Annotated in this window: 22 protein-coding genes; 11 read left to right on the top strand and 11 right to left on the bottom strand. The window is 38.8% G+C overall.

Annotated elements, in window-relative coordinates:
* The first annotated feature begins 84 nt into the window (after positions 1-84).
* Complete coding sequence (gene arfB, locus VGE44_RS12250) at positions 85-495, top strand: alternative ribosome rescue aminoacyl-tRNA hydrolase ArfB (protein WP_331079439.1); 411 nt, start codon at positions 85-87, stop codon at positions 493-495.
* A 462-nt stretch (positions 496-957) separates the two neighbouring features.
* Here the strand turns inward: arfB and VGE44_RS12245 are convergent, their stop codons facing one another.
* Entirely contained in the window at positions 958-1,929 is a 972-nt protein-coding gene (locus VGE44_RS12245) for a lipid A deacylase LpxR family protein (RefSeq protein ID WP_331079437.1), read from the bottom strand.
* Between the two features lie 98 nt (positions 1,930-2,027).
* Complete coding sequence (lon, locus tag VGE44_RS12240; protein WP_331079435.1) at positions 2,028-4,505, bottom strand: endopeptidase La; 2,478 nt, start codon at positions 4,503-4,505, stop codon at positions 2,028-2,030.
* A 261-nt stretch (positions 4,506-4,766) separates the two neighbouring features.
* Between lon and VGE44_RS12235 the strand changes: the two genes are divergently transcribed.
* Positions 4,767-5,381, top strand: coding sequence for a tetratricopeptide repeat protein (locus VGE44_RS12235; RefSeq protein ID WP_331079433.1), 615 nt, complete (start codon positions 4,767-4,769; stop codon positions 5,379-5,381).
* 92 nt (positions 5,382-5,473) lie between these two features.
* Positions 5,474-5,836, top strand: a complete 363-nt coding sequence (locus VGE44_RS12230; RefSeq protein ID WP_331079430.1) for a hypothetical protein — start codon at positions 5,474-5,476, stop codon at positions 5,834-5,836.
* Between the two features lie 21 nt (positions 5,837-5,857).
* Here the strand turns inward: VGE44_RS12230 and VGE44_RS12225 are convergent, their stop codons facing one another.
* Both VGE44_RS12225 and gpmI read right to left on the bottom strand, forming a co-directional pair.
* Positions 5,858-6,322, bottom strand: a complete 465-nt coding sequence (locus VGE44_RS12225; protein WP_331079428.1) for a hypothetical protein — start codon at positions 6,320-6,322, stop codon at positions 5,858-5,860.
* A 62-nt stretch (positions 6,323-6,384) separates the two neighbouring features.
* Positions 6,385-7,908 (bottom strand): 2,3-bisphosphoglycerate-independent phosphoglycerate mutase, encoded by a 1,524-nt coding sequence (gene gpmI / locus VGE44_RS12220; RefSeq protein WP_331079426.1) that lies wholly within the window; start codon positions 7,906-7,908, stop codon positions 6,385-6,387.
* A gap of 78 nt (positions 7,909-7,986) precedes the next feature.
* Between gpmI and VGE44_RS12215 the strand changes: the two genes are divergently transcribed.
* From VGE44_RS12215 to VGE44_RS12200, 4 genes are read left to right on the top strand one after another with little or no spacing between them, the layout of a single operon-like run.
* Positions 7,987-8,394 (top strand): DUF4783 domain-containing protein, encoded by a 408-nt coding sequence (locus VGE44_RS12215; protein ID WP_331079424.1) that lies wholly within the window; start codon positions 7,987-7,989, stop codon positions 8,392-8,394.
* A gap of 33 nt (positions 8,395-8,427) precedes the next feature.
* On the top strand, positions 8,428-9,282 hold the full coding sequence (gene nadC, locus VGE44_RS12210) for a carboxylating nicotinate-nucleotide diphosphorylase (RefSeq protein ID WP_331079422.1): 855 nt from the start codon (positions 8,428-8,430) through the stop codon (positions 9,280-9,282).
* A gap of 53 nt (positions 9,283-9,335) precedes the next feature.
* Positions 9,336-9,983 (top strand): glycerol-3-phosphate 1-O-acyltransferase PlsY, encoded by a 648-nt coding sequence (gene plsY, locus VGE44_RS12205; protein ID WP_331079420.1) that lies wholly within the window; start codon positions 9,336-9,338, stop codon positions 9,981-9,983.
* Positions 9,984-10,005: 22 nt separating this feature from the next.
* Positions 10,006-10,821 (top strand): M48 family metallopeptidase, encoded by an 816-nt coding sequence (locus tag VGE44_RS12200; RefSeq protein ID WP_331079418.1) that lies wholly within the window; start codon positions 10,006-10,008, stop codon positions 10,819-10,821.
* 12 nt (positions 10,822-10,833) lie between these two features.
* Here VGE44_RS12200 and VGE44_RS12195 read toward each other — a convergent pair whose 3' ends face one another.
* The 4 genes from VGE44_RS12195 to VGE44_RS12180 are packed head-to-tail and all read right to left on the bottom strand — an operon-like array spanning position 10,834 to position 16,237.
* Positions 10,834-12,114 carry an anthranilate synthase component I family protein gene (locus VGE44_RS12195; protein WP_331079416.1) on the bottom strand — a complete coding sequence of 427 codons (1,281 nt, stop codon included), beginning with the start codon at positions 12,112-12,114 and terminating at the stop codon, positions 10,834-10,836.
* 48 nt (positions 12,115-12,162) lie between these two features.
* A complete protein-coding gene (locus VGE44_RS12190; RefSeq protein WP_331079414.1) occupies positions 12,163-13,437 on the bottom strand; it encodes an adenylosuccinate synthase in 1,275 nt (424 codons plus the stop codon).
* A gap of 34 nt (positions 13,438-13,471) precedes the next feature.
* Positions 13,472-13,948 carry a transcriptional repressor gene (locus VGE44_RS12185; protein WP_331079412.1) on the bottom strand — a complete coding sequence of 159 codons (477 nt, stop codon included), beginning with the start codon at positions 13,946-13,948 and terminating at the stop codon, positions 13,472-13,474.
* A gap of 57 nt (positions 13,949-14,005) precedes the next feature.
* A complete protein-coding gene (locus VGE44_RS12180; protein ID WP_331079410.1) occupies positions 14,006-16,237 on the bottom strand; it encodes a bifunctional (p)ppGpp synthetase/guanosine-3',5'-bis(diphosphate) 3'-pyrophosphohydrolase in 2,232 nt (743 codons plus the stop codon).
* Positions 16,238-16,352: 115 nt separating this feature from the next.
* On the opposite strand from VGE44_RS12180, the gene VGE44_RS12175 reads away from it, so the two are divergent.
* From VGE44_RS12175 to bshB1, 3 genes are read left to right on the top strand one after another with little or no spacing between them, the layout of a single operon-like run.
* On the top strand, positions 16,353-16,973 hold the full coding sequence (locus VGE44_RS12175; RefSeq protein WP_331079409.1) for a DUF4294 domain-containing protein: 621 nt from the start codon (positions 16,353-16,355) through the stop codon (positions 16,971-16,973).
* Entirely contained in the window at positions 16,970-17,476 is a 507-nt protein-coding gene (locus VGE44_RS12170) for a glutathione peroxidase (RefSeq protein WP_331079407.1), read from the top strand. The genes VGE44_RS12175 and VGE44_RS12170 overlap by 4 nt, the downstream gene beginning before the upstream one ends.
* On the top strand, positions 17,473-18,189 hold the full coding sequence (gene bshB1, locus VGE44_RS12165; protein WP_331079405.1) for a bacillithiol biosynthesis deacetylase BshB1: 717 nt from the start codon (positions 17,473-17,475) through the stop codon (positions 18,187-18,189). The genes VGE44_RS12170 and bshB1 overlap by 4 nt, the downstream gene beginning before the upstream one ends.
* 61 nt (positions 18,190-18,250) lie before the next feature.
* On the opposite strand, the gene lat is transcribed toward bshB1, so the two are convergent.
* The 3 genes from lat to VGE44_RS12150 form a co-directional block, all read right to left on the bottom strand.
* On the bottom strand, positions 18,251-19,582 hold the full coding sequence (gene lat / locus VGE44_RS12160; protein ID WP_331079403.1) for an L-lysine 6-transaminase: 1,332 nt from the start codon (positions 19,580-19,582) through the stop codon (positions 18,251-18,253).
* 191 nt (positions 19,583-19,773) lie between these two features.
* Positions 19,774-20,661, bottom strand: a complete 888-nt coding sequence (locus VGE44_RS12155; protein ID WP_331079401.1) for a 1-aminocyclopropane-1-carboxylate deaminase/D-cysteine desulfhydrase — start codon at positions 20,659-20,661, stop codon at positions 19,774-19,776.
* Between the two features lie 15 nt (positions 20,662-20,676).
* Positions 20,677-21,756, bottom strand: coding sequence for a DUF6588 family protein (locus tag VGE44_RS12150; protein WP_331079398.1), 1,080 nt, complete (start codon positions 21,754-21,756; stop codon positions 20,677-20,679).
* 154 nt (positions 21,757-21,910) lie between these two features.
* Here VGE44_RS12150 and VGE44_RS12145 point away from each other — a divergent pair.
* Positions 21,911-22,248: S4 domain-containing protein (locus VGE44_RS12145; RefSeq protein ID WP_331079395.1), on the top strand; the 338-nt coding region annotated here is incomplete at its 3' end.

Genomic DNA, 22,248 nt, shown 5'->3' with positions numbered 1-22,248 from the left:
TGCTTTCGATTTCCGGATGATATAATTTATGAAATCCATTTCGAGAGTATGCTGTTTATGATTCTGGAATACATAATTTTGAGTATGGAATTTCCGGTAAAGGATCTTTTAAAGGAGATCCGTTTCAAAACATCAAGAAGTGGAGGCAAGGGCGGTCAGAATGTGAATAAAGTTTCCTCAAAAGTGGAGCTCAATCTTGATATCAGCGCATCTTTACTATTTACCGATGAGCAAAAGCAAATTTTATTTCATAAGCTTGCCAACAGGATAAATTCTGAAGGAATATTGCAGATTATTACTGAGGAGGAGAGAAGTCAGTTACTCAATAAGCAGAAAAGTTTGGTAAAACTTCAGCAGTTAATCAAAAATGCCTTATATCAGCCAGCTGTTAGAAAGGCCACAAAACCAAAACGGTCGGCTATTGAAAGCCGGCTCAAGGCTAAACACCTTAATGCTTTGAAAAAAATCAGCAGAAGAGACTTTTTAAAAGATTAAATTAACGTTAGTTCGATATAAATTCTTGCTGGGCTATTCTAGATTGTATAATTTTTCTCTTGTTTAAGAGAGCATGGTCTGTGCTTCTTCGGTCGTGGCTTCTCGTGTTTTGCTGCTGCTTTTGCAGCAGATTTAGTATATCATGAAATTAAATATTGCAAAAAAGCTACAGATGCCACTCTGGTTTATTTCCAATGGCAAATAGTCTTTTTGCAGGGCTGCCTGTCCCAATGGAAAACAGAAATGGGTAAAATAAACCTTGCCGGAGGAGGTAGCTTCCGGCTGTTGTCAATTTGAAATAGAATGCAATTTCCTGCCGGAACTACCCCCGGAGGAAAGGGCTGAACTGTCCGATATCACACAGGTATTGCTTTTCAAAATCAAATTATTATGGCTCAAGGTCCTTATCTGGCCAATTCTTGCCAGATTTTTTATTCTTCCTTTTAACGAACTCTGGTTAAATTATTCTTTATTCAGTCTGTAAAATAGTGCCAGAGAACCGTATTGATGGGGTTTTGCATTACTTTTAATTTCCCTTGATTTGAAAATAAAAGAGAAATCGGCAGTCCATCTGTTCATTGAAAATACAGCACCTGCCTGCTGGCTGAACACCACAGGTTTAATATCAAACACTGCAGGCCCTTTATCATTTATAAACATACCGCCCTGAATTGTTGCATCATAAGCAATATAATGAAGCATGGGTTTTGCGTAGAAAAAAAACTCCTTTCCGAATTTTGTTCTGGAATTATTTGAAATGGTACTTTGTGTGCTTGCTGAACTATGAAGTGGATTTATTGTACCTGTACGGAAAAGTATTCCGGCACCTATTCCGGCAAAAGTATTTCCGGCATTCAGATAGGAGTTAAGGCTGAAATCAGTTTTTCCGGATCTTAACCTATTGATCAGCTTATTAAATTCCATGGTTGAATTGATCCCGAATTCATTGTTAACCTGCCATTGCCAGCCATTAATTTCATAAAAGCCAAATGTATTGTGTAATAGTTCCTGAGCCTCTTTTCCTTTTGCTGAGGGGCCAATTGTTCCAAGCTGAATACTTAGTTTGAGATTATTTTCTGAATTAAAAAGAAAGTTCACAGCCCCACCACCATAAAGGTAAGCTGCAAAAGGCCGGTCAATGAAATCGGGATCCAGAATGCTGCCTGTTTGAGGATTATACATTTTTTGTCCGGCTTCAAGCTCCCAAATGACTTTATTCAGCTTTGGGTTTTTTAATACTGACTGATCCAGTGCGGTTCTGAACTTTAGAAAAAGCCCATTGGTGTAATACCTGTCCTGCCCCTGTGCCAGATAGGAATCATTCTCACTTCTAAAACCAAATTCACTTTTATAGGAACTTTCTTGTGCGCTTGAAATTGCTGCATTGAAAGCAAATAAGATAGTAATTATAAAGAATTTGTGTTTTATTATCATGTTCTCTCTGGATCCGGCACAATTTCAACAAAAGCTACGGATATGCAGGATTCAAACTGCAATTACAGTTTGAATCCTATTATTTATGCAAAGATTATTTATTTGGTGTGATTTTCGGATTTTTCTTTTATAGTCAGGTCGATTGCATCCTTTACTCTATCCTTAAATAAAGCCAGGTCAATAACTTCTTTCATTTCACTGACATAATGAAATTGCATATCCCTGATATAATCTTCTTTGATCTCCAGAATATCTTTTCTGTTTGATTTTGAGAGAATTATTTCCTTGATATTGGCTCTTTTAGCAGCAAGGATCTTTTCCTTGATACCACCAACAGGTAATACCTTGCCCCGAAGTGTGATTTCGCCGGTCATAGCCAGATGAGGTTTAACCTTATGTTGGGTGAATGCAGATGTCAATGCCGTCAGCATTGTAATTCCAGCTGATGGTCCATCTTTTGGGGTAGCACCCGCCGGAACATGTATATGGACATCCCATTGATCAAATACCCGATGATCAATATTGAATTTTCGAGCATTTGCCCGAAGGTATGCCATTGCAATGGTAGCCGATTCTTTCATTACCTCTCCCAGATTTCCTGTGAGTGATAATTTGCCTTTTCCGGGACTCAGACTTACTTCGATAAACAAAATATCACCACCCACCTGGGTCCAGGCCAGACCAGTCACCACACCGGCAACTTCATTGCCTTCATACAAGTCTTTGTCATAGATTGGGGGACCAAGAATAGTTTCCACATCAGTTTTGCTGATTGCAGGGTTATATTCAAGGTCCATTGCAATTTTTGTTGCAATTCCACGTACTAATGAACCTATTTTCTTTTCAAGGCCACGTACTCCGGATTCTCTTGTATAATCTTCGATTACTTTTTCCAGAACCTGATTTTTAAGGCTAATATCTTTCGCTTTTATACCGTGTTGTTCACGCTGTTTTGGTAAGAGATGTTGTTTGGCAATCTCAATTTTTTCTTCAATGGTATACCCGTTCACCTCAATTATCTCCATCCGGTCTAATAATGCCGGTTGAATGGAACTCAGTGAATTTGCCGTTGCGATGAACATTACACTCGACAGGTCATAATCTACTTCTACATAATGGTCATAGAATGCATTATTCTGCTCAGGATCAAGTACTTCAAGAAGTGCTGATGATGGATCTCCACGAAAATCATTTCCGACTTTATCAATTTCATCAAGTACGAATACAGGGTTTGAACTGCCTGCTTTTTTTATGGATTGAATAATACGGCCAGGCATCGCACCAATGTATGTTTTACGATGACCTCTTATTTCGGCTTCATCCCTTATCCCACCAAGAGCCATGCGGACATATTTTCTACCCAAAGCCTTTGCAATCGATTTACCAAGAGAGGTTTTACCCACTCCCGGAGGGCCTACAAGACAAAGGATTGGAGCCTTCATATTGTGTTTTAATTTAAGAACAGCGAGGTATTCAATAATCCGCTGCTTAACTTTATCAAGTCCATAATGATCTTTTTCAAGAATTTTAGAAGCCCGTTTAAGATCAAAATTATCCTTTGTGAAATCATTCCATGGAAGGTCCAGGAGAAGTTCCAGATAATTAATTTGTATTGAGTAATCCGCTGCCGCAGGATTCATTCTGGCCAGTTTTTCAACCTCTTTATTGAAATGGGTTGCCGCTTCTTTACTCCATTTTTTTAATGCAGCACGGTCTCTTAGATTTTCAATCTCCAGATCGGGGGAATTTCCACCCAATTCTTCCTGAATGGTTTTTAACTGCTGATTCAGAAAATAATCGCGCTGCTGCTTGTCGAGGTCAACACGTACTTTCGATTGGATCTGGTTCTTCAGTTCCTGCATCTGCAGTTCCTGGGTTAAATGCTCCAGTACCATTTTTGCACGTTCATGAAGGTTAGCAACTTCCAGCATCTGCTGTTTTGCAGAAACCTCAGCGTTCATATTGGAAGAAATGAAGTTGATCAGGAATGATGAACTTTCAATGTTTTTTATAGCGATACCAGCCTCACTTGGAATATTTGGAGAAAGTTGGATAATCTGCATGGCCATCTCTTTTATAGATGCCATTAGAGCCTTGAATTCTTTGTCGGCCTTAGGGCGGACTTCTTCAAACTTTTGGATACTAGCCTTGATGTATGGATCACTTTGCACTTCTTCATTTAGACGAAAGCGCTGTTTACCCTGAATGATCACAGTAGTGTTTCCATCAGGCATCTGAAGCATTTTGATGATAAGTGCAACAGTGCCAACCTGATTTAATTGTTCGAATTCAGGATCCTCAATGCCCACATCTTTTTGAGATACTACACCAATTATTCTTTCGCCGCGATAAGCATCCTTAATTAGTTTGATAGATTTATCCCTTCCAACCGTAATTGGAATTACAACCCCCGGAAATAATACTGTATTACGTAAAGGCAGAATCGACAAAATGTCGGGTGTCTCTTCATTGTTCATTTCCTCCTCATCCTCCTGTGACATCAGTGGAAAGAACTCGGTATCTTCACTAATTAAAGGCAATGTGCGGTTGAAATCAAAGTTATCGTAGTTACTCATCTATATCTTAATAACGTCATTATGACAGTTGAATTTTATCAGAAGCCGATTAAATCAGCCTGAAAACTAAAAGTGCAAGGTATGTGCCAAATCCCGGTATTCATTAAAATCGGCAGATAAAAAGAAATATACGGACAAATTTTCTGACATATTTTATTTAATTGGCATAGTTTTTTTCTATCAAGAAACTAAATTCGTACATTTAAAATAATAAATGTAAAGGATCGTTATTCCTTCGAATTTAAACTGTCACCAATTAAAATGAGATCATTTTCAGGTTTACTAATTATTCTTTTGTCGGCGAATATTGCTTTCGCTCAGACCGCTTACCACAAAATGGGCCAAAAGGCTTTAATTGACGGGGATTTTAAAGCAGCAGTTTCAAATCTTGAAAAAGCGCTTGCTAAAGACTCTACTGATGTTAATACCCTGTATATGTTAGGGTACTCTTATTATCATTCTGCACGATATAAAGAGTCAGTGAATACGTTTAACAAAGTAATTGCTTTGAAGCCGTCAGATAACAGCGCATATTATTACAGAGGGAAAGCTAGTAATATCATGGCTAATGATACAAAGGGAATTGCAAATGCTGATAGAGAGAAATTACTTCTGTCTTCTATCAAGGATTTTTCTAAAGCAATAGACCTGAATGCTGATGATGTTAAACTATATCAGAACAGGGCAGTGGCTTACCGGGATTACGGTGTGCTTAAGGGACAAAAAATTCCCGGCTTGTACGACAAGAACAAAGCAACGGGTTCTTTCAGGTCCTGCATTTCAGATTTTGAAAAAGTATTGACAATCACCCCCGACCGCAGAGATATTATTACTCAGTTAGAAGACGCAAAGATTTACCTTCAGAATCTGAAATAATATTTATCAGAACATAAAGAAAAACCCGGCCTTGTCCGGGTTTTCTTTTTTTACTGAAAAATTAAGGATATTCGGAAACAGAATATTTTCAGATGCTTAAATCAATAAGAAAGTTCGAAAACCTTCATATAGCCTGCTGGTTACTTAAAGATACCTGTTGGGTTTTGGATCTTCAGGTTCCGGGAATAATAATGATCTTTCCAACACTATTCCTGGCTTTTTTCATCACTTATAAATTCCGAAAAATTGTATCTGAATTATATCATAACCTTGCTGTTTGTTTCTGGATCATGGCTAATACCATATGGATGATCGGTGAGTTTTTTTATGATGATACATTACGTCCCTTTGCAGTAATATTTTTTATTAGTGGGCTCCTTGTATTGACGGTTTATTATGGATTCATCTACAGGAGGTTATCAGCTTTTCAGGATAGCAGGGAGCAGGAGTCCTGATTTTATTTAAACTGCTGATTTTTATTTCAATACAGTTCCACTGATCTTATAAGTGTTCTTACCAAGTAATCTCACGCTTTGATTTTTATTTATCGTGTAAATTGAATCAGGGATATAAATCAGTTCTTCTGAGGATTCATAAAGTTTACTGCGGGTTATGTTTTTTATTTTGAAAAAAACAGCCCGTCCCTGTTGGTCTTTTTTTATTTCGACAGATCTGGTGCGCAGATTCGTATCAATTGCCAAATAGTTGAAACGAACACTATCTCCGCTAATCTTATAACTATCCTTCCAGGCCGGCTTATTTATATCTGAAGCAATGAAAAGAGCAAGTTCATTCACCCAGTCTACAGAAAGATTCTTTTTAATTTCTGACTGGTCATTTTGTCTGACACTTTTATTCACAGTTGATTTTTTGTTTGTCAGACGTTTAACCTCAGATTCAAAAAATCCTTTTATGTCAAAAAATGTTGTTTTCGTTTTCATTTCTTCCTGGTTTGAGCAGGAAGAAATGAAAATAAGGAGTAGAATAGCTAGTTTGCGGTACATTAATAAACCAGTACTTCACCGCTCATTATTTCCGGTGATTGAATATTCATTAATTTCAGTATTGTAGGCGCTATATCCCCCAATTTCCCATCTTTGATATGTTTATAGTCCTCATCAATCAAAATACAAGGAACAAGGTTTGTGGTATGTGCGGTATTTGGAGAGCCATCTTCATTGATCATATAGTCTGCATTGCCATGATCTGCGAGAATAATGAAGGAATAACCGTTTTTTATTCCGCATTTAACAACCTGCTCCAGGCAGCGGTCAACTGTTTCAACTGCTTTCACTACTGCGCTGAATATACCCGTATGTCCAACCATATCAGGATTAGCAAAATTAAGACAAACGAAATCCGGCCAACCACTTTCAAGTTCAGGACAAATTGAGTCTGCAATCTGTGCTGCACTCATCTCAGGTTGAAGATCATACGTTGCAACTTTTGGGGAAGGAATAAGAATTCTTTTCTCATTGCTAAATTCCCGTTCTCTGCCGCCAGAAAAGAAGAAGGTTACATGCGGATATTTTTCTGTTTCTGCAATTCGGATCTGATTTTTATGATTTTGTTCCAGGACGGCTCCAAGGGTTTGGTTAAGATCATCTTTAGTAAATATGACATGAACATTTTTAAATGTTTCATCATATGTGGTCATAGTTACATAGTATAGATCCAGGGCCTGCATGTTGTATTCAGGAAAAGATTGCTGGCTCAGAGCACTTGTAATTTCCCTTCCTCGGTCTGTCCTGAAATTGAAACAGATTACTACATCACCCTGTTCAATTTTGCCAACAGGTATACCATCATTGTCTATTTTTACAATTGGATCTATAAATTCATCACTAATACCGGCGTCATATGACTGCTGTATACTTTCTGAAATATTCATGCTTGGTTTACCGGTACCGTGAACCATAAGATCATAGGCTAGCTTAACCCGTTCCCAGCGATTGTCTCTGTCCATAGCGTAATACCTTCCAATTGCAGATGCAATGGTACCCGCAGAATGCTCAAGATGAGCATTCAATTCCTGTATAAACTGTAAACCTGAAGCCGGGTCAGTATCCCGCCCATCCATAAAGGCATGAATAAATACATTTTTTACCTGATTGGCTTTCGCAGCATCGCATAAACCTTTCAAATGATCAATATGAGAATGAACTCCTCCATTGGATAAAAGTCCGATGAAGTGTACATTTTTGTTAGAATTTAATGCATAGTTGAATGCTGCCTTCAGAACCGGGTTCTCATTAAGCTCATTCTCTTTAACAGCTTTATTTATACGTCCTAATTCCTGATAAATAACCCTGCCAGCACCCAGATTCATATGACCAACTTCCGAATTGCCCATTTGTCCGGCGGGAAGGCCAACCGCTTCTCCCGAAGCCTGCAATTTAGAGTTTGGGTAGGTTTTAATTAAATGGTCGAAGAATGGTGTATTAGCTACACTTACTGCATCAGATTTATCATGATTTCCATAGCCCCAGCCATCGAGGATCAGAAGGATTGCTTTTTTATTTTTCACAATACAAATATAAGCCCAAAATAAATAAATTCGCTTTTTTGTTTTATGGCATACTTTTAGTGCTATTATTTAAAAAAAATGGGAACCAAAATTCTAATCTTCGGTATTATTTCTTGTTTTTTTTCATTTGTGCCTGCTAAGATGCAGCAAAGGGATATTTTTGATACCCTTTCAGGCTATTTTAAGGATTCAAATAGTAAAGAGATTGCAGGGTACTTTGCAAGTGTAATTGAATTGGACATACTTTCTGAAGAAGGCGAGTACTCTAAAGCACAGGCCGAGCTAATTCTTCGAGATTTTTTTTCCAAGCATGTACCAGTTTCGGTAAAAGTTATTCACAGGCTTAGTTCCAGTTCAAATTATAAATTCGGGGTACTTTATTTACAATCGAAAGATGACAAATTAAGGGTGTCCATTTCAATGGCAAATGATGGCAATAAATTTTTGATCAAAACCATTACTATAGAAAACGATAAAGAATTGTAATTAAGTATTTCTATTTTTGCCTGACCAATTACAATGAATTTAGACAAATCAATTTTAGAGCCATTCATTTCGAATGCTCTGGCAGAGGATATTGGTGATGGTGATCATACTTCACTTTCAACTATCCCTAAAGGCCAGACTGGTAAAGCGAAGCTGTTGATCAAAGACAATGGTATTATAGCAGGTATTGATGTTTCCATAGAAATATTTAAGGCGGTTGATGCTACACTTCTGATTGATATTCTCATTCAGGATGGTGAGACTGTAAAACCTGGGGATATTGCATTTTATGTGAGCGGGAGTGTTCATTCAATCCTGAAAGCCGAACGTTTGGTTTTAAATACTATGCAAAGAATGAGTGGTATAGCCAGCACTACCAATCGGATTGTAAAAATCCTTGAAGGCACCGGGACTAAAGTGCTGGATACCCGTAAAACTACCCCGGGACTTCGTTATCTTGAAAAAATGGCCGTCAGGATAGGTGGAGGGGTCAATCACAGATTCGGCTTATATGATATGATTCTGATTAAGGATAATCATGTTGATTATGCTGGTGGTATAAGTAATGCGATAAAATCTGCTCAGGATTATTTAAAAGAAAATGAAATCAACATACCTGTTGAAGTGGAGGTGAGAAATCTGAATGAGTTGAAAAAAGTAATGCAGTTTGGTCAAATCGATAGAATCTTACTTGATAATTTTAGTTTCTCATTACTTAAAGAAGCTGTAAATCTGGTGAACGGATCTTACATTACTGAGGCCTCGGGTGGTATCACGGAGGATAATGTTTTAGAGTATGCCAATTGCGGGGTTGATTATGTTTCTATGGGGGCATTAACCCATTCTGTTAAAAGTCTGGACATGAGCCTCAAAGCGGTCAAGCCCTGATTAAATTTATTTTTTCATTTATAGACCTGATTGAATTTGTAATATTGTAAAGAATGATATCGATTTACTCGCTCTCAGCCTTGATTCTTGCATATCTTTTCGGATCAATTCCTACAGCCGTATGGATTGGTCAGGCTTTTTATGGAATAGATGTTCGTGAATATGGCAGTGGGAATGCCGGAGCGACTAATACCTTCAGGGTCCTGGGTAAAAAGGCCGGCCTTGCTGTGATGTTCCTCGATATTTTTAAAGGTTATACTGCAACCAATCTTGCATACCTCATCGGACTTTCAGTTACCGGTCCCCAAAATTCAGTACAATTTGTGAATTACCAGCTTGCTCTTGGAGTAACTGCAGTTTTAGGACACTTATTCCCTGTTTTTGCGGGTTTTAGGGGAGGGAAAGGTGTTGCCACATTATTTGGTATGATATTGGCAGTACACTCAGAGGCAGCGATGCTTTGCGTTCTTACCTTTGTTGTATTTTTGCTTATTTTCAAATATGTATCACTGAGTTCCATAATGGCAGGGTTTTCATTTCCCCTCAGTATAATTTTCATATTTCAATCTCCAATACGTTCTGTCCTGCTTTATGGAATGTGTATTTGTGTACTGATTTTAGTTACACATCAAAAGAATATTGAGCGACTGCTAAAAGGAAAAGAAACCAGAGTAGATCTGTTTAAAAGAAAAGCTCATTAATCACGTTATTTAATTCTTAACTATGAAAAAATTAAACTTTTTAATCGCATTAGCGATTGGAATCTTCCTGTTTTCCTGCTCACAGGTGCCGCTTACAGGCAGAAGCCAGTTAAGTCTGGTGGATGATGCAGCTTTGCAAAATGAAGCTGCAAGTGCCTACAATCAATTTCTTTCTGATCCTTCTACCAAAGTGATCTCGAGGGGTACGGATGCTCAGCGGGTAAGTACAGTTGGGAACAAACTTGCCTCAGCAATAAACCGTTACATGCAGGCTAATGGTTTCGGGGATAAGTACAATTACAAGTATCAATTTACTCTGGTAGAAAGCAAGGATATTAACGCATGGTGTATGCCTGGTGGAAAAGTAGCAATCTATTCAGGTATTTTGCCTGTAACTCAGAATGAAGCAGGACTTGCGACAGTTATGGGTCATGAAATAGCACACGCTATTGCACAGCATGCAGCTGAAAGATACTCACAGATGACCCTTGCCCAGGCAGGTGGTGGTATTCTCGGAGCTGCAGTTGGTGGAGCATCTCAAGGTACACAACAGGTAATTGGTCAGTTATATGGTATAGGTGGTCAGCTTGCATTGTTGAAGTATTCACGTAATCAGGAAAGTGAAGCGGATCGTTTAGGGCTCATTTTTATGGCAATGGCAGGATATAATCCAGATAATGCTGTAACATTCTGGGAGCGTATGGCAGCTGCTAAAAGCAGCAGTGGTGCTCAACCTGAATTTTTGAGTTCACACCCAAGTGATGAAACCAGGATTGCTGCTATCAGAAAACTTTTACCTGAGGCACGCCAGTATTATACCGGTGCCAAATTGAAATAAAAAAAATGGCAATCAGGGATTAATGGGTTTCAAAACATCCCTGATTGCCTTTCCTTTTAACAGACATTCTTCATATTCTTTCTCCGGATCTGAATCCAGAGTTATGGCACTCCCAACATGGAATGAGAGATACTTCTGCTTTGCATTATAAAGGATTGTCCGGATCACCACATTGAAATCAAAATCACCATCAGGGGCGAAATAACCTACAGCACCTGAATAAACCCCACGTTTACTCCGTTCATATTTTTCTGCCAGCTGCATCGCTCTTATTTTTGGCGCACCTGTCATTGAGCCCATCGGAAAAGTATTTGCAATAATCCCTGGATTCGAGAGTTTTTCATCTGCTTCACAAACCACTGTCGAAATCATCTGATGCACCTGTTTAAAGCTATATATACCGAATAGTTCCTCCACTCTTACTGTTCCTGGCTTAGCACTTTTTGTAAGGTCATTTCTGACCAGATCCACAATCATGACGTTTTCTGCACGTTCTTTTTCATTTTTAAGCAGTTCTTCTTTCTGCCTTTTATCTCTGTTAGCATCAGTATTACGGGAAGATGTCCCTTTGATAGGCTGACTGATAAGTTTGTTTCCTCTGCGGCTCAAAAAGCGCTCAGGTGTAGCCGAAATAATATATTGCTCGTTTATTTTAAAGTAATTGGCAAATGGGGTTGGCGATAGTTTGTTAAGAGCAATAAAAACTTCTAATGGATCAATTTCCGCATTCTCTGCATAAAATTCCTGGCAAAAGTTGATCTCATAAATATCTCCTCTCTGAATATGCTTCTGTATTTTCTGAACGGTTTGAATGTATTCGTTTCGCTCAAACCTGCTGAGTATGGCCGGTATCGATACCGGTTCTTCAGACTGTTTTAAAGAAGTTTGATGAATAATGTTCCAAACCTCATCTGCAAAATCACTGATGATACTGACCTCATTATTTTTGATCTGGATGCTGTGCTTTGGAAGAAAAAAATGAATTTTCGGAAAGCAAAGGTGATCCGGATTTTCGGATAGAAGATCTTCTGTCTCATTCTTGAGGTCATAGGAAAAATAACCCGGAATATAGCCATTGGTTTTAGTCAAAAATTCTTCGAGGGCAACAAATGGATTCTTTCCGGAATCATTTAATTCAGTGGCCTTTCCCGCAGCAATATATGCCCCGAATGCCGAATAGGGATCTGAAAAATTATTTGAGTCGAAATAACAGGCTGTATCAAATGAATTTGCCCAAAACAAAGCTTTTGATTTAAAAGTTTCCGGATCATCAGTATGAAAAACCTTTAACATAGATACTTTAAATCAATTAAATACCACGAAGATGCCCCGAATCCTGAATTAACAAAGAGTCAGGGTTTGAACGCGATCCGGACCCACTGAAAGATATTTAATAGGTACTCCCAGATGCTTTTCAAGGTAGGTTATATAGTTTTTTAATTTTTCAGGAATCTGATCAATTTCACGGATGCCTGTTAAATCTTCTTTCCATCCCGGAATAGCTTCAAATATAGGTTCTGCCTTGATTGCGTTAATGTCATATGGCATATAATCGACCACTTCTCCATTGTATTTGTAATGAGTACAGGCATAAATGGTCTCAAATCCGCTTAATACATCAGCTTTGGTCATCACCATCTCAGAAACTCCATTTAACATGATCGCATATTTTAATGCCGGAAGATCTATCCACCCGCAACGGCGTGGACGACCTGTGGTAGCACCAAATTCATGTCCAATTTTCCGGAGTTCTTCACCTGTTTCATTCTCAAGTTCAGTTGGAAAAGGGCCGCTTCCTACCCGTGTGCAGTATGCTTTAAAGATACCAATCACATGACCAATATTTTTAGGGGCCACTCCAAGGCCGGTACATGCACCGGCGGTGGTAGTATTGGATGAAGTGACAAAAGGATAGGAGCCAAAGTCTATATCGAGCATGGTACCCTGCGCACCTTCTGCCAGTACTTTTTTACCATCCCTCAGGTATTGATTCACAAAATGCTCACTATCAACCTGTGGGATTGATTTTAATAATTCAACTGCCTCAAAGAATGCAGCTTCTTTTTCTGAATAATCAGGGATCTCGCCATAATGTGATAAAATCGAGCGGTGTTTGTTCACCAGACGCATATAACGTTCGCGGAAATCAGTCAGCATAGTATCACCCACACGTAAACCATTTCTGCCGGTTTTATCCATATAGGTTGGCCCGATGCCTTTTAAAGTTGAACCTATTTTGCTTTCCCCCATATTGCTTTCTGATGCGGCATCTAAAAGCTGATGTGTTGGCAGAATCAGATGGGCTTTACGGGCAATAACCATTTTTTTTCTTGCAACCGGATCAAAACCATTTTTTTTGAGGTTGTCAAGTTCTCTTTTTAAGATAATAGGGTCGATAACCACACCGTTACCAATGAGATTCATCGCTTTATCGTTGAATATTCCTGAAGGAATAGTATTCAGTACATATTTCTGATTGTCAAACTCCAAAGTATGACCGGCATTTGGCCCACCCTGAAAACGGGCGATCAAGTCATATTCCGGACTTAAGACATCAACAATTTTTCCTTTTCCTTCGTCGCCCCATTGGAGGCCTAGCAATACGTCAACAGTCATGATTTAAAATAGGGGGGTATTAGGTATGTTTAGATTAACTTTTATTAACAAATGAATCGCAATGTCCTTCTTTCAGGCGAGTACAATTCCCATATAAATTTAATGAATGATGTTTGATATCAAATTTAAGAATATCACCCATCATGCTTTGAATCTGCTGTATTCTTGGATCACAAAACTCTACAACTTTTCCGCAATCAATGCAAATAATATGATCATGCTGCTTGTAGCCGTAGGATTTTTCGAATTGAGCCATGTTCTTACCAAACTGATGCTTGGTAACCAGATCGCAGGATACTAAAAGCTCAAGTGTATTATACACAGTGGCACGACTTACACGGTACTTCTTATTTTTCATGTGGATGTACAAAGACTCCACATCAAAATGATCGTTACGCGAATAGATTTCCTCCAGGATTGCATAGCGCTCAGGAGTCTTTCGAAGGCTTTTGTTCTCCAGATAAGCCTCAAAAATTTTTATGACAAGTGCAATTGTATCTTTTCCGGGCATAGTGCGATTAAATGACGCCCAAATTTATCCAAAAAATAAGAATATTCAGCATTTAATTCAGGAGGCCTTCACCATATCTTCGTCATGAGAGTCAAATCGGGTCACAGAACTTACTCCAGCCACTTCCTTAAGTTTTAGAATGAGGTTATCAAGGTGTTTTGTGTTGTTTACATATACCATAATAGAGCCTTCAAAAATACCATCTTCGGTATCCACTGTAATCGATCTCATATTGACTTTGAAATCACTGGATATTACGGTTGTGATCTTATTGATAAGTCCGACATCATCAATGCCGGTTATATGAAGTCCGGTTAAAAATGCAAGTTCCTTTTGCGAATTCCATTTGGCTTTGACAATTCTGTATCCGTAGTTTGCCATTAATTTGGCAGCATTAGGACAGTTGGTACGGTGGATCTTGATTCCATCACCCACAGTTACAAAGCCAAAAACATCATCCCCGGGAATCGGGTTACAACAAGCAGAAAGTTTGTAATCCAGTTTCTGAAGGTCTTCACCAATCAATAAAGTATCGCTGTCGTCTCCCTTTACTTTCTTGTTAAATTGTTCATTTGGGACAAATTCTATTTTTTCAGGCTTATTTTCGACAATTTTCTCAGAAGCAACGAATTCTTTAAGTTGTTTAACATCAATTTTGCCCTGAGCAACATTATAAAAGAGATCCAGGGTTGATGGAAGCTTAAAAAAGTAAGAAAGCTTATATAGATTGTCAGAATTGTAAGTGACTTTTAATGATTTAAGTTTTCGCTCCAGGATTTCTTTACCATTTTCAGCGATTTTACGTTTTTCCTCTTTCAAGGAGGATTTAATCTTTGATTTAGCCTTTGCAGTAACAACAAAGTTTAACCAGTCTTCTTTTGGCGACTGTTTGCTGGAAGTTATAATCTCAACCTGATCACCATTTTGTAATTTATAAGAGAGAGGTACCAGTTTGTGGTTCACTTTTGCACCAATACAGCTTGCACCGATATCCGTATGGATCTCAAATGCAAAATCAAGAGCTGTAGCATTCACCGGCAACTGAATTAATGAACCTTTTGGGGTAAAAATGAAAATTTCATCCGAAAAGAGGTTCATTTTAAAATCATCCAGAAAGTCCAGAGCGTTTGCCTCCGGATTGCTCAGTAGTTCCCTGACTTTATGAATCCATTGGTCGAGTCCGCTATCATTATTAGGTTCTTCTTTGTATTTCCAATGTGCTGCAAACCCCTTCTCAGCAATCTCATTCATTCGTGTTGTACGGATCTGAACCTCAACCCATTGCCCCCGGGGACCCATAACAGTTGTATGCAGTGATTCGTAGCCATTAGCTCTTGGTGAGGAGATCCAGTCGCGAAGTCTGTCAGGATTTGGGTGATATAAGTCGGTAACTATGGAATAGGCTTTCCAGCAATCAGACTTTTCATTTTCTGGTTTGCTGTTCAGGATTATTCGTATCGCAAAGAGATCATATACTTCGTCAAATGGAATATTCTTCTTGCGCATTTTTGTCCAGATGGAATGAATTGATTTTGGTCTTCCATACACATCCGCATCTAGCCCCTGCTCATTTAATATTTCCTTAATCGGGCTAATAAAATCTCTGATAAAGTTTTCCCTTTCGGCTTTCTTCTCATTTAGCTGCTGGGCGATGAACTTGTAAGTTACAGGCTCCATGTATTTCATGGAAAGATCTTCAAGTTCTGATTTCAGGGTATAAAGGCCTAAGCGGTGTGCCAGGGGTGCGTAGAGATAAACTGTTTCTGAAGAGATTTTTAACTGCTTATCCCTTGGCATGAATTCCATGGTCCGCATATTATGCAGGCGATCAGCGAGTTTGATCAGAATTACCCTGACGTCATCAGCCAGCGTAAGGAGCATTTTTCTGAAGTTTTCTGCCTGCAGAGAACTGTTGTAGTCAAAAACACCGGATATTTTGGTTAATCCATCGATAATTTTGGCTACTTTCTTTCCGAACTCACGTTCAATATCATCCAGGGTAATATCTGTATCTTCTACAACATCATGCAGGAGCGCGCAAACAATGGATGTGGTTCCAAGACCAATTTCTTCGGCTGCAATTTGAGCAACAGCAATAGGATGATATATGTATGGCTCACCTGATTTGCGGCGCATATTCTGATGGCTTTCAAGGGCCATGTCAAAAGCAAGCCGGATCATGTGTTTATCGCCTTTTTGCATAGTCGATTTACACGCACGCAGTAAAGCCCGGTACCGCTTGAGTATTTCCTTCTTTTCAGCCTCCAGATCGATTACAATTTCTTTCATTTTGTCATGCAATAGCTATATTTCAAAGCTCTGAGTGTATTTGCCGGGTTACATTACGTAACTTTATGTATTAATATATACAAAATTTAGCTGTAAATTTGCAGATCATAAATTTATGAAATTTTTAAGGCTATCGGTAATTATTTGTGTGGTTTTGATGTCAAAAATGACATATGCCCAGTATAAAAATGACCCGACCATAAAAGGGCCTAAAGATACCATCAGAGTTTCAATTACAAATGTGGACAATGAATTGATCCCCTGGATCGTTATACCCGAAGTTACCGTTATTGATACCCGTCTCTTCAGATCACCTGAAGAAAAGGCTAAGTTTAACCGATTGAGGTATAATGTGTTAAAGGTTTTACCTTATGCAATGTATGCCCGGCGTAAGTATCAGGAATTGCAAATGAATCTTGCTAATGTAAAGAGCAGGAAGGAAAAGAGGGTAATGATTAAGTCATTTGAAGTAGAAATTAAAGATATGTTTAACCGCGAGGTAAAAAATCTGACCATTACACAGGGTGGAATACTGATCAAATTAATTGACAGGGAAACCGGTACCAGCAGCTATGACCTGTTAAAGGATATGAAAGGTGGAATCACTGCTTTTTTCTACCAATCGATAGCAAGAATTTTTGGCAATAACCTTAAAAATACCTATGATCCTCAGGAAGACAGGGATATTGAAGCCATCATTCAGTCTTCAGGATATTACTCATATAGCTATTTATGAATCAAAAGTCGGTTTACCAGTTCACTGTTCAAAAACTGAATGGTGAGCATATGAGTTTAGGTATCTATGAGGGTAAGGTATTGCTTGTAGTAAATATAGCTTCCGAATGTGGCTTTACACCACAGCTTAAGGAACTTGAAACTCTTCGTAAGGATTACGAGGGTGAGGATTTTGAAATTCTGGCTTTCCCATCCAATGATTTTGGTGGACAGGAACCTCTTGAGGGCTTTGCACTGGGTGATTTTTGTGAAAAGAATTATGGTGTAAGCTTCCCGGTTTTTGACAAGATACGGGTTAGAGGTGAGTATGCTCATCCGCTTTATAAATTTCTTTCAGATAAGAAACTTAACGGACATGTTGGTGCTTCACCAAGATGGAATTTTCATAAATATCTTATTAATACCAGAGGAGAAGCGGTAGATTTTTTTTATCCTTTCACTAAGCCCAATTCATCAAGAATTAAAAAGAGAATCAACAAATTACTGATTACTGAGAAATTATGAAATTAGATCTGCTTGTTTTTGCGGCACATCCTGATGATGCAGAGCTCGGATGTTCCGGAACCATACTGAAATATATAGCAGCCGGCAAAAAAGTTGGCATTGTCGACTTAACGCGTGGCGAATTAGGGACCCGCGGTACTGCTGAAACCCGTGATGCAGAAACATCAGAATCAACACGGATTCTTGGCTTACATATCAGAGAGAACTTGGGAATGAGAGATGGGTTTTTTCGAAATGATGAGGAACATCAGCTAAAGATCATTCAGATGATCAGGAAATATACTCCTGAAATTGTATTCAGCAATGCCCTGCATGACCGGCATCCTGATCACGGAAAGGGAGGGGATTTGGTTAATGATGCATTTTTTCTTGCCGGACTTCCAAAAATAAAAACAGAGATAGATGGGAAGGATCAGAATGCATTCAGACCCCGTTTATTGCTGCAGTACATACAAGACAGGTACATTCAGCCTGATATTTTGGTGGATGTGACTGATTTCTGGGACACAAAAATGGAATGTATCCATGCATTTAAAACACAGTTTTTTGATCCGGATAGTGATGAAACGGAAACCTATATATCTTCACCTTCTTTTTTGAAAGTGATCGAGGCCCGATCCCGTGAATTAGGTAAGGCTATTGGTGCTGAGTTTGCCGAGGGATTTACAAGCAGAAAGCTTCTGGGAATTGATAATATATTCGATCTTAGATAAAAGCTTGTTCTTAATTGAAAAAAAATGCCCGTGGGAAGTCTCCATCGGGCATTTTTGTATCTTATAATGAAGGAACAATACTCTCCAGAATCTCTAATCCTTCATCAATATGTTTCTCTTCAATAATCAATGCAGGCCTGAATCTTATTGACTTTTCACCGCAACCTAGAAACATTACATTTTTTTTCATTCCTGCAGTAATGAACCTGTCGCGCATACCCTTATTCGGAAAATCAAATGCAGTGATTAAACCCCGGCCTCTGACATTAGCGATTTTATCATGCTTTTCGGAGATCTTACGCAGTCGTTCCTGAAGGTAGTTTCCTGTAATGGTAGCATTACTCAGTAAATTATCTTCTTCAATGATTTCAAGAATGCGCGTTGACCTGACCATATCCACCAGATTTCCACCCCAGGTTGAATTAATCCGGGAGGGTACTCTGAATACATTGCTCTCAATTTCATCAACTTTATTCCCAACAAGAATTCCGCAAACCTGCATTTTCTTACCAAATGCAAGGATATCGGGACGTGCCTTTACTCCAAAATGCTCATGAGTCCAAAATTTACCCGAGAGACCTACACCTGTTTGAACTTCATCATAGATCAAAAAGCAATCGTTTTCATCCGAAATCAGTCTTAATTGCTCAAGAAACTCCTGCCGAACATGATTGTCACCACCTTCTGATTGAATAGGTTCAATGATAATGGCACAAATATCATCTTTGTTATCAATAAAAGCCTGTCTGATCTGAGCCAAAGAAAGTGCTTCTCTTTTTTTCAGATCTTCATAGCCCTCATCGGTAAAGGGGAAATGAATTGTTGGAACACTCACCCGCGGCCAGTCAAAATGTGCAAACCATTTAGTTTTATCCGGAATGGTATTGGTTAAACTCATCGTATAACCGGTACGGCCGTGAAATGCCTTTTCAAAATGAAGTACCTTATACCCGCGTTCCCTGGTATAACCCTTCTGGAAATTTTTCTGAACTTTCCAGTCCATAGCCACCTTAAGAGCATTTTCGATCGCAAGTCCACCACCAGCGATAAAAAAAGCATGGGGCAGATAATCCGGAATACCAACCCTAGAGAAAGTTTTAACAAACTGAGCGTATTGGGTTGTATAGATATCTGAGTTGGAAGGATTGGTTAATGCAGCCAGCATCAGATTTTTTTTAAATTCTTCATCATTTACCATTTTGGGATGATTGTAGCCCAAAGGAACTGATGCGAAACAGGTAAAAAAGTCTAATAATGTGCGATCATATTTGGCATCATAGATATAAACACCATTGCTTTTTTCCATGTCGAACGTAAGGTCGTAACCATCGGCAAGGATATGTTTGCTGAGTGTTTCCTGAACTTTTTCTGGCGAAACTGATAGTTTATACATAATGGTTAGGATATACTCAAAATTACTAAAATGTGCTCAAATGAGCAAATTTAGGGGTTTTGCAATGTTTTTTTTGAAAAACAGGTTTAAAACGTTTAAAGCTATTTTTTCAAGTAATGTTTTTTTCAGGAAATGTTTTGATCATAAAAAATTGAGGCAAATAGGAGAGGATTCTGCCTGAAATTGGACAATCAGAATTTAAATCTGTCTGCCATTCCCAGTATCCCGGTAATTCCTCCGGTATGTACTGCAAGTATCCGAGATCCCCTGGCAAAATAATCTTTTGAGATTAGATCATAGATTGCAAAGACGAGCTTTCCGGTATAGACCGGGTCGATTAGTATTCCCGTAGAACTGGTAAAATTTTTAATAAAGTTCAACAGTTCATCACTCGTTTTTGCATATCCCCCAAAGTGGTATTGTGAGTGAAATTCAAAGGAAGCTCCATTACTGAGCTTATCAATCACTTGTTTCAGGAAATCTGCTCCTTTGAGGACAGGAACGACATGCATTTTTGTTGTTATAGATTTTCTGTTTATACCTGAAAGAATGCCGGCAGCGGTAGTGCCGGTTCCTGCAGCGCAAAAGAGATGGTCATAGGTTTCAGTAAGTTCGTCAATTAGTTCTGAACAGCCTGTTGCGGCCAAAGGTCCTGATCCGCCTTCATCAATAAAAAATTCCTCCGGGTCATTACCGAATTGTCTTTTAAACAAGGCAGGCTTATCGCGGTAACTTTCACGATCTTCGAAGATCAGATGCATTCCGAAAAGTCTGCATAAAAGGAGAGTCTCATTTTCGACATTTTCGCCACGTACTATTCCTGTACTGTTAAAGCCAAATTTTGCTGCTGCACAGGCGGTGGCAATCAGATGATTGGAATGAGCGCCGCCAAAGGTAACCAGATGCTTTTTCTGCAGTTTTTTGGCCTCCAGAAGTATATATTTAAGCTTACGCCATTTGTTTCCAGAGATAAAGGGATGGATCATGTCATCCCTTTTTATGAATAACTGAACTCCCTTTGAGCTGAAGAGCGGATTAAATATTTCTTCAACCGGACTGTTAATTGGAAGATCGGTCATCTGGGTTCTTTGAATCTATTTTCCTAAACCAAATCCTATACCACCGTTAAATGAGTTGTATTCGGCCATACTGTATGAACCGTAAATCCTGAAAAATGCAAGGTTTAATTGAAAACCAATATTTGTTCTGAATCCACTGATATCGGTTTGTTTAATATTTATTGGGTCGGTAAACACAGTATAAGTTTTCTGTCCCAGTAGTGTTACTCCATCAATTATTGGGTAATTACCTTTCATCCCCGCATCGGTCTTTGCAGAATTATGACCCACACTTATAAATGGGGTAAAGAGCAGGATTCTTTTTGAAAAAATTAATTCAGTATTGATGCCTGAAAATTTAGCTTCAACCCTTTGGTTTGAGAAATTACTGGGTTGAGTTGCTGAAGATGGTATAGCATTGGCAGGTGCCGGTACGTTTAGTGGCACCTCATAAGTGAATTGTGTGTATCCTGCGGCCAGAGCAATGTCTAATGGAAGAATTTTATCAGCCATTCCTGAAATTAAAGGGATCAGTTCAACTTTAAGGCCTCCTCCAATCATTCCGATAGAACCGAAATCGCTGCCAAGCTTAACAGTTGGCATTGCTCTGAGGCTTAATTCAATGCCTCTGGATAGTCCGATTGAACCCTGTAGTTGTGGAGCCGGAATTAATCCGATTCCTGTACCTCCAGGTAAGGTAAATGATTCTAATGCCTGATTATTATTATCATATACGGTTAATTGAGTACTATTATCTTTCGAACCTGAAAGAGTTGGTGCCATTGTCTGTGCCGGATTCGTAGGTCTTACATTATTAGATAAACCAATTTTGGTCACGTCAAAGCTCTCATCCGGTTGCGGGACTACTGCACCTGTTATGCCGAAGCGAAGATCAAACCTAAGCAGATTTTTTGAGTGTGCTGTATTATTCCATCCGGAGTTTAATCCTACACCCAAGCCTTTAAAAAGGGGTTTTAAGTAAGCCTGGGCGAGCTTGGTAGCATCTGCAGGACTCGATTTTATGAGGCCGGATACATCACTCTGAGAATATGCAAAGATTGGGAGGGCCAGGAATAAGCCTATAACAATAAGGCGGAAGTGTAAATGATTTTTCATAAGGATATTTATCTATTCGATATAAAGTTAAGGTCTTTTGTTTAAAACTGGTCTTAAATAGATGTTAATTCAAGATTTAACAGGAAATTAAATATCCGGGAATATGGATGAAGGTTTATGCCGCGTTTTCCCTCCAAAGATTTAATTTTGCAGCATGATAGAGGATAATCAGGAATTAGAGGAGCAGGACCTGTATGAACACCTGCGAATCGTTGTGGATAAAGGTCAGTCATTATTAAGACTGGATAAATTCCTGATTATTCGTACCGAGAATACCTCCCGCAACCGTATTCAGAATGCGATTGACGCCGGTAATGTTTTAGTAAATGAGAAAGTCGTCAAGGCTAGCTATAAGGTGAAGCCTCTCGATGTTATTTCAATGGTGCTGCCGCATCCGCCCCGCGATACAGAAGTTTATCCTGAAAATATCCCGATAGACATCATTTATGAAGATGATGATGTCATTATGGTGAATAAGGCTGCCGGAATGGT

Source organism: Daejeonella sp. (assembly GCF_036405355.1).
Taxonomy (GTDB): domain Bacteria; phylum Bacteroidota; class Bacteroidia; order Sphingobacteriales; family Sphingobacteriaceae; genus Daejeonella.
The sequence above is the reverse complement of the archived record's forward strand: the minus strand, read 5'-3'. Positions and strand labels throughout refer to the sequence as shown.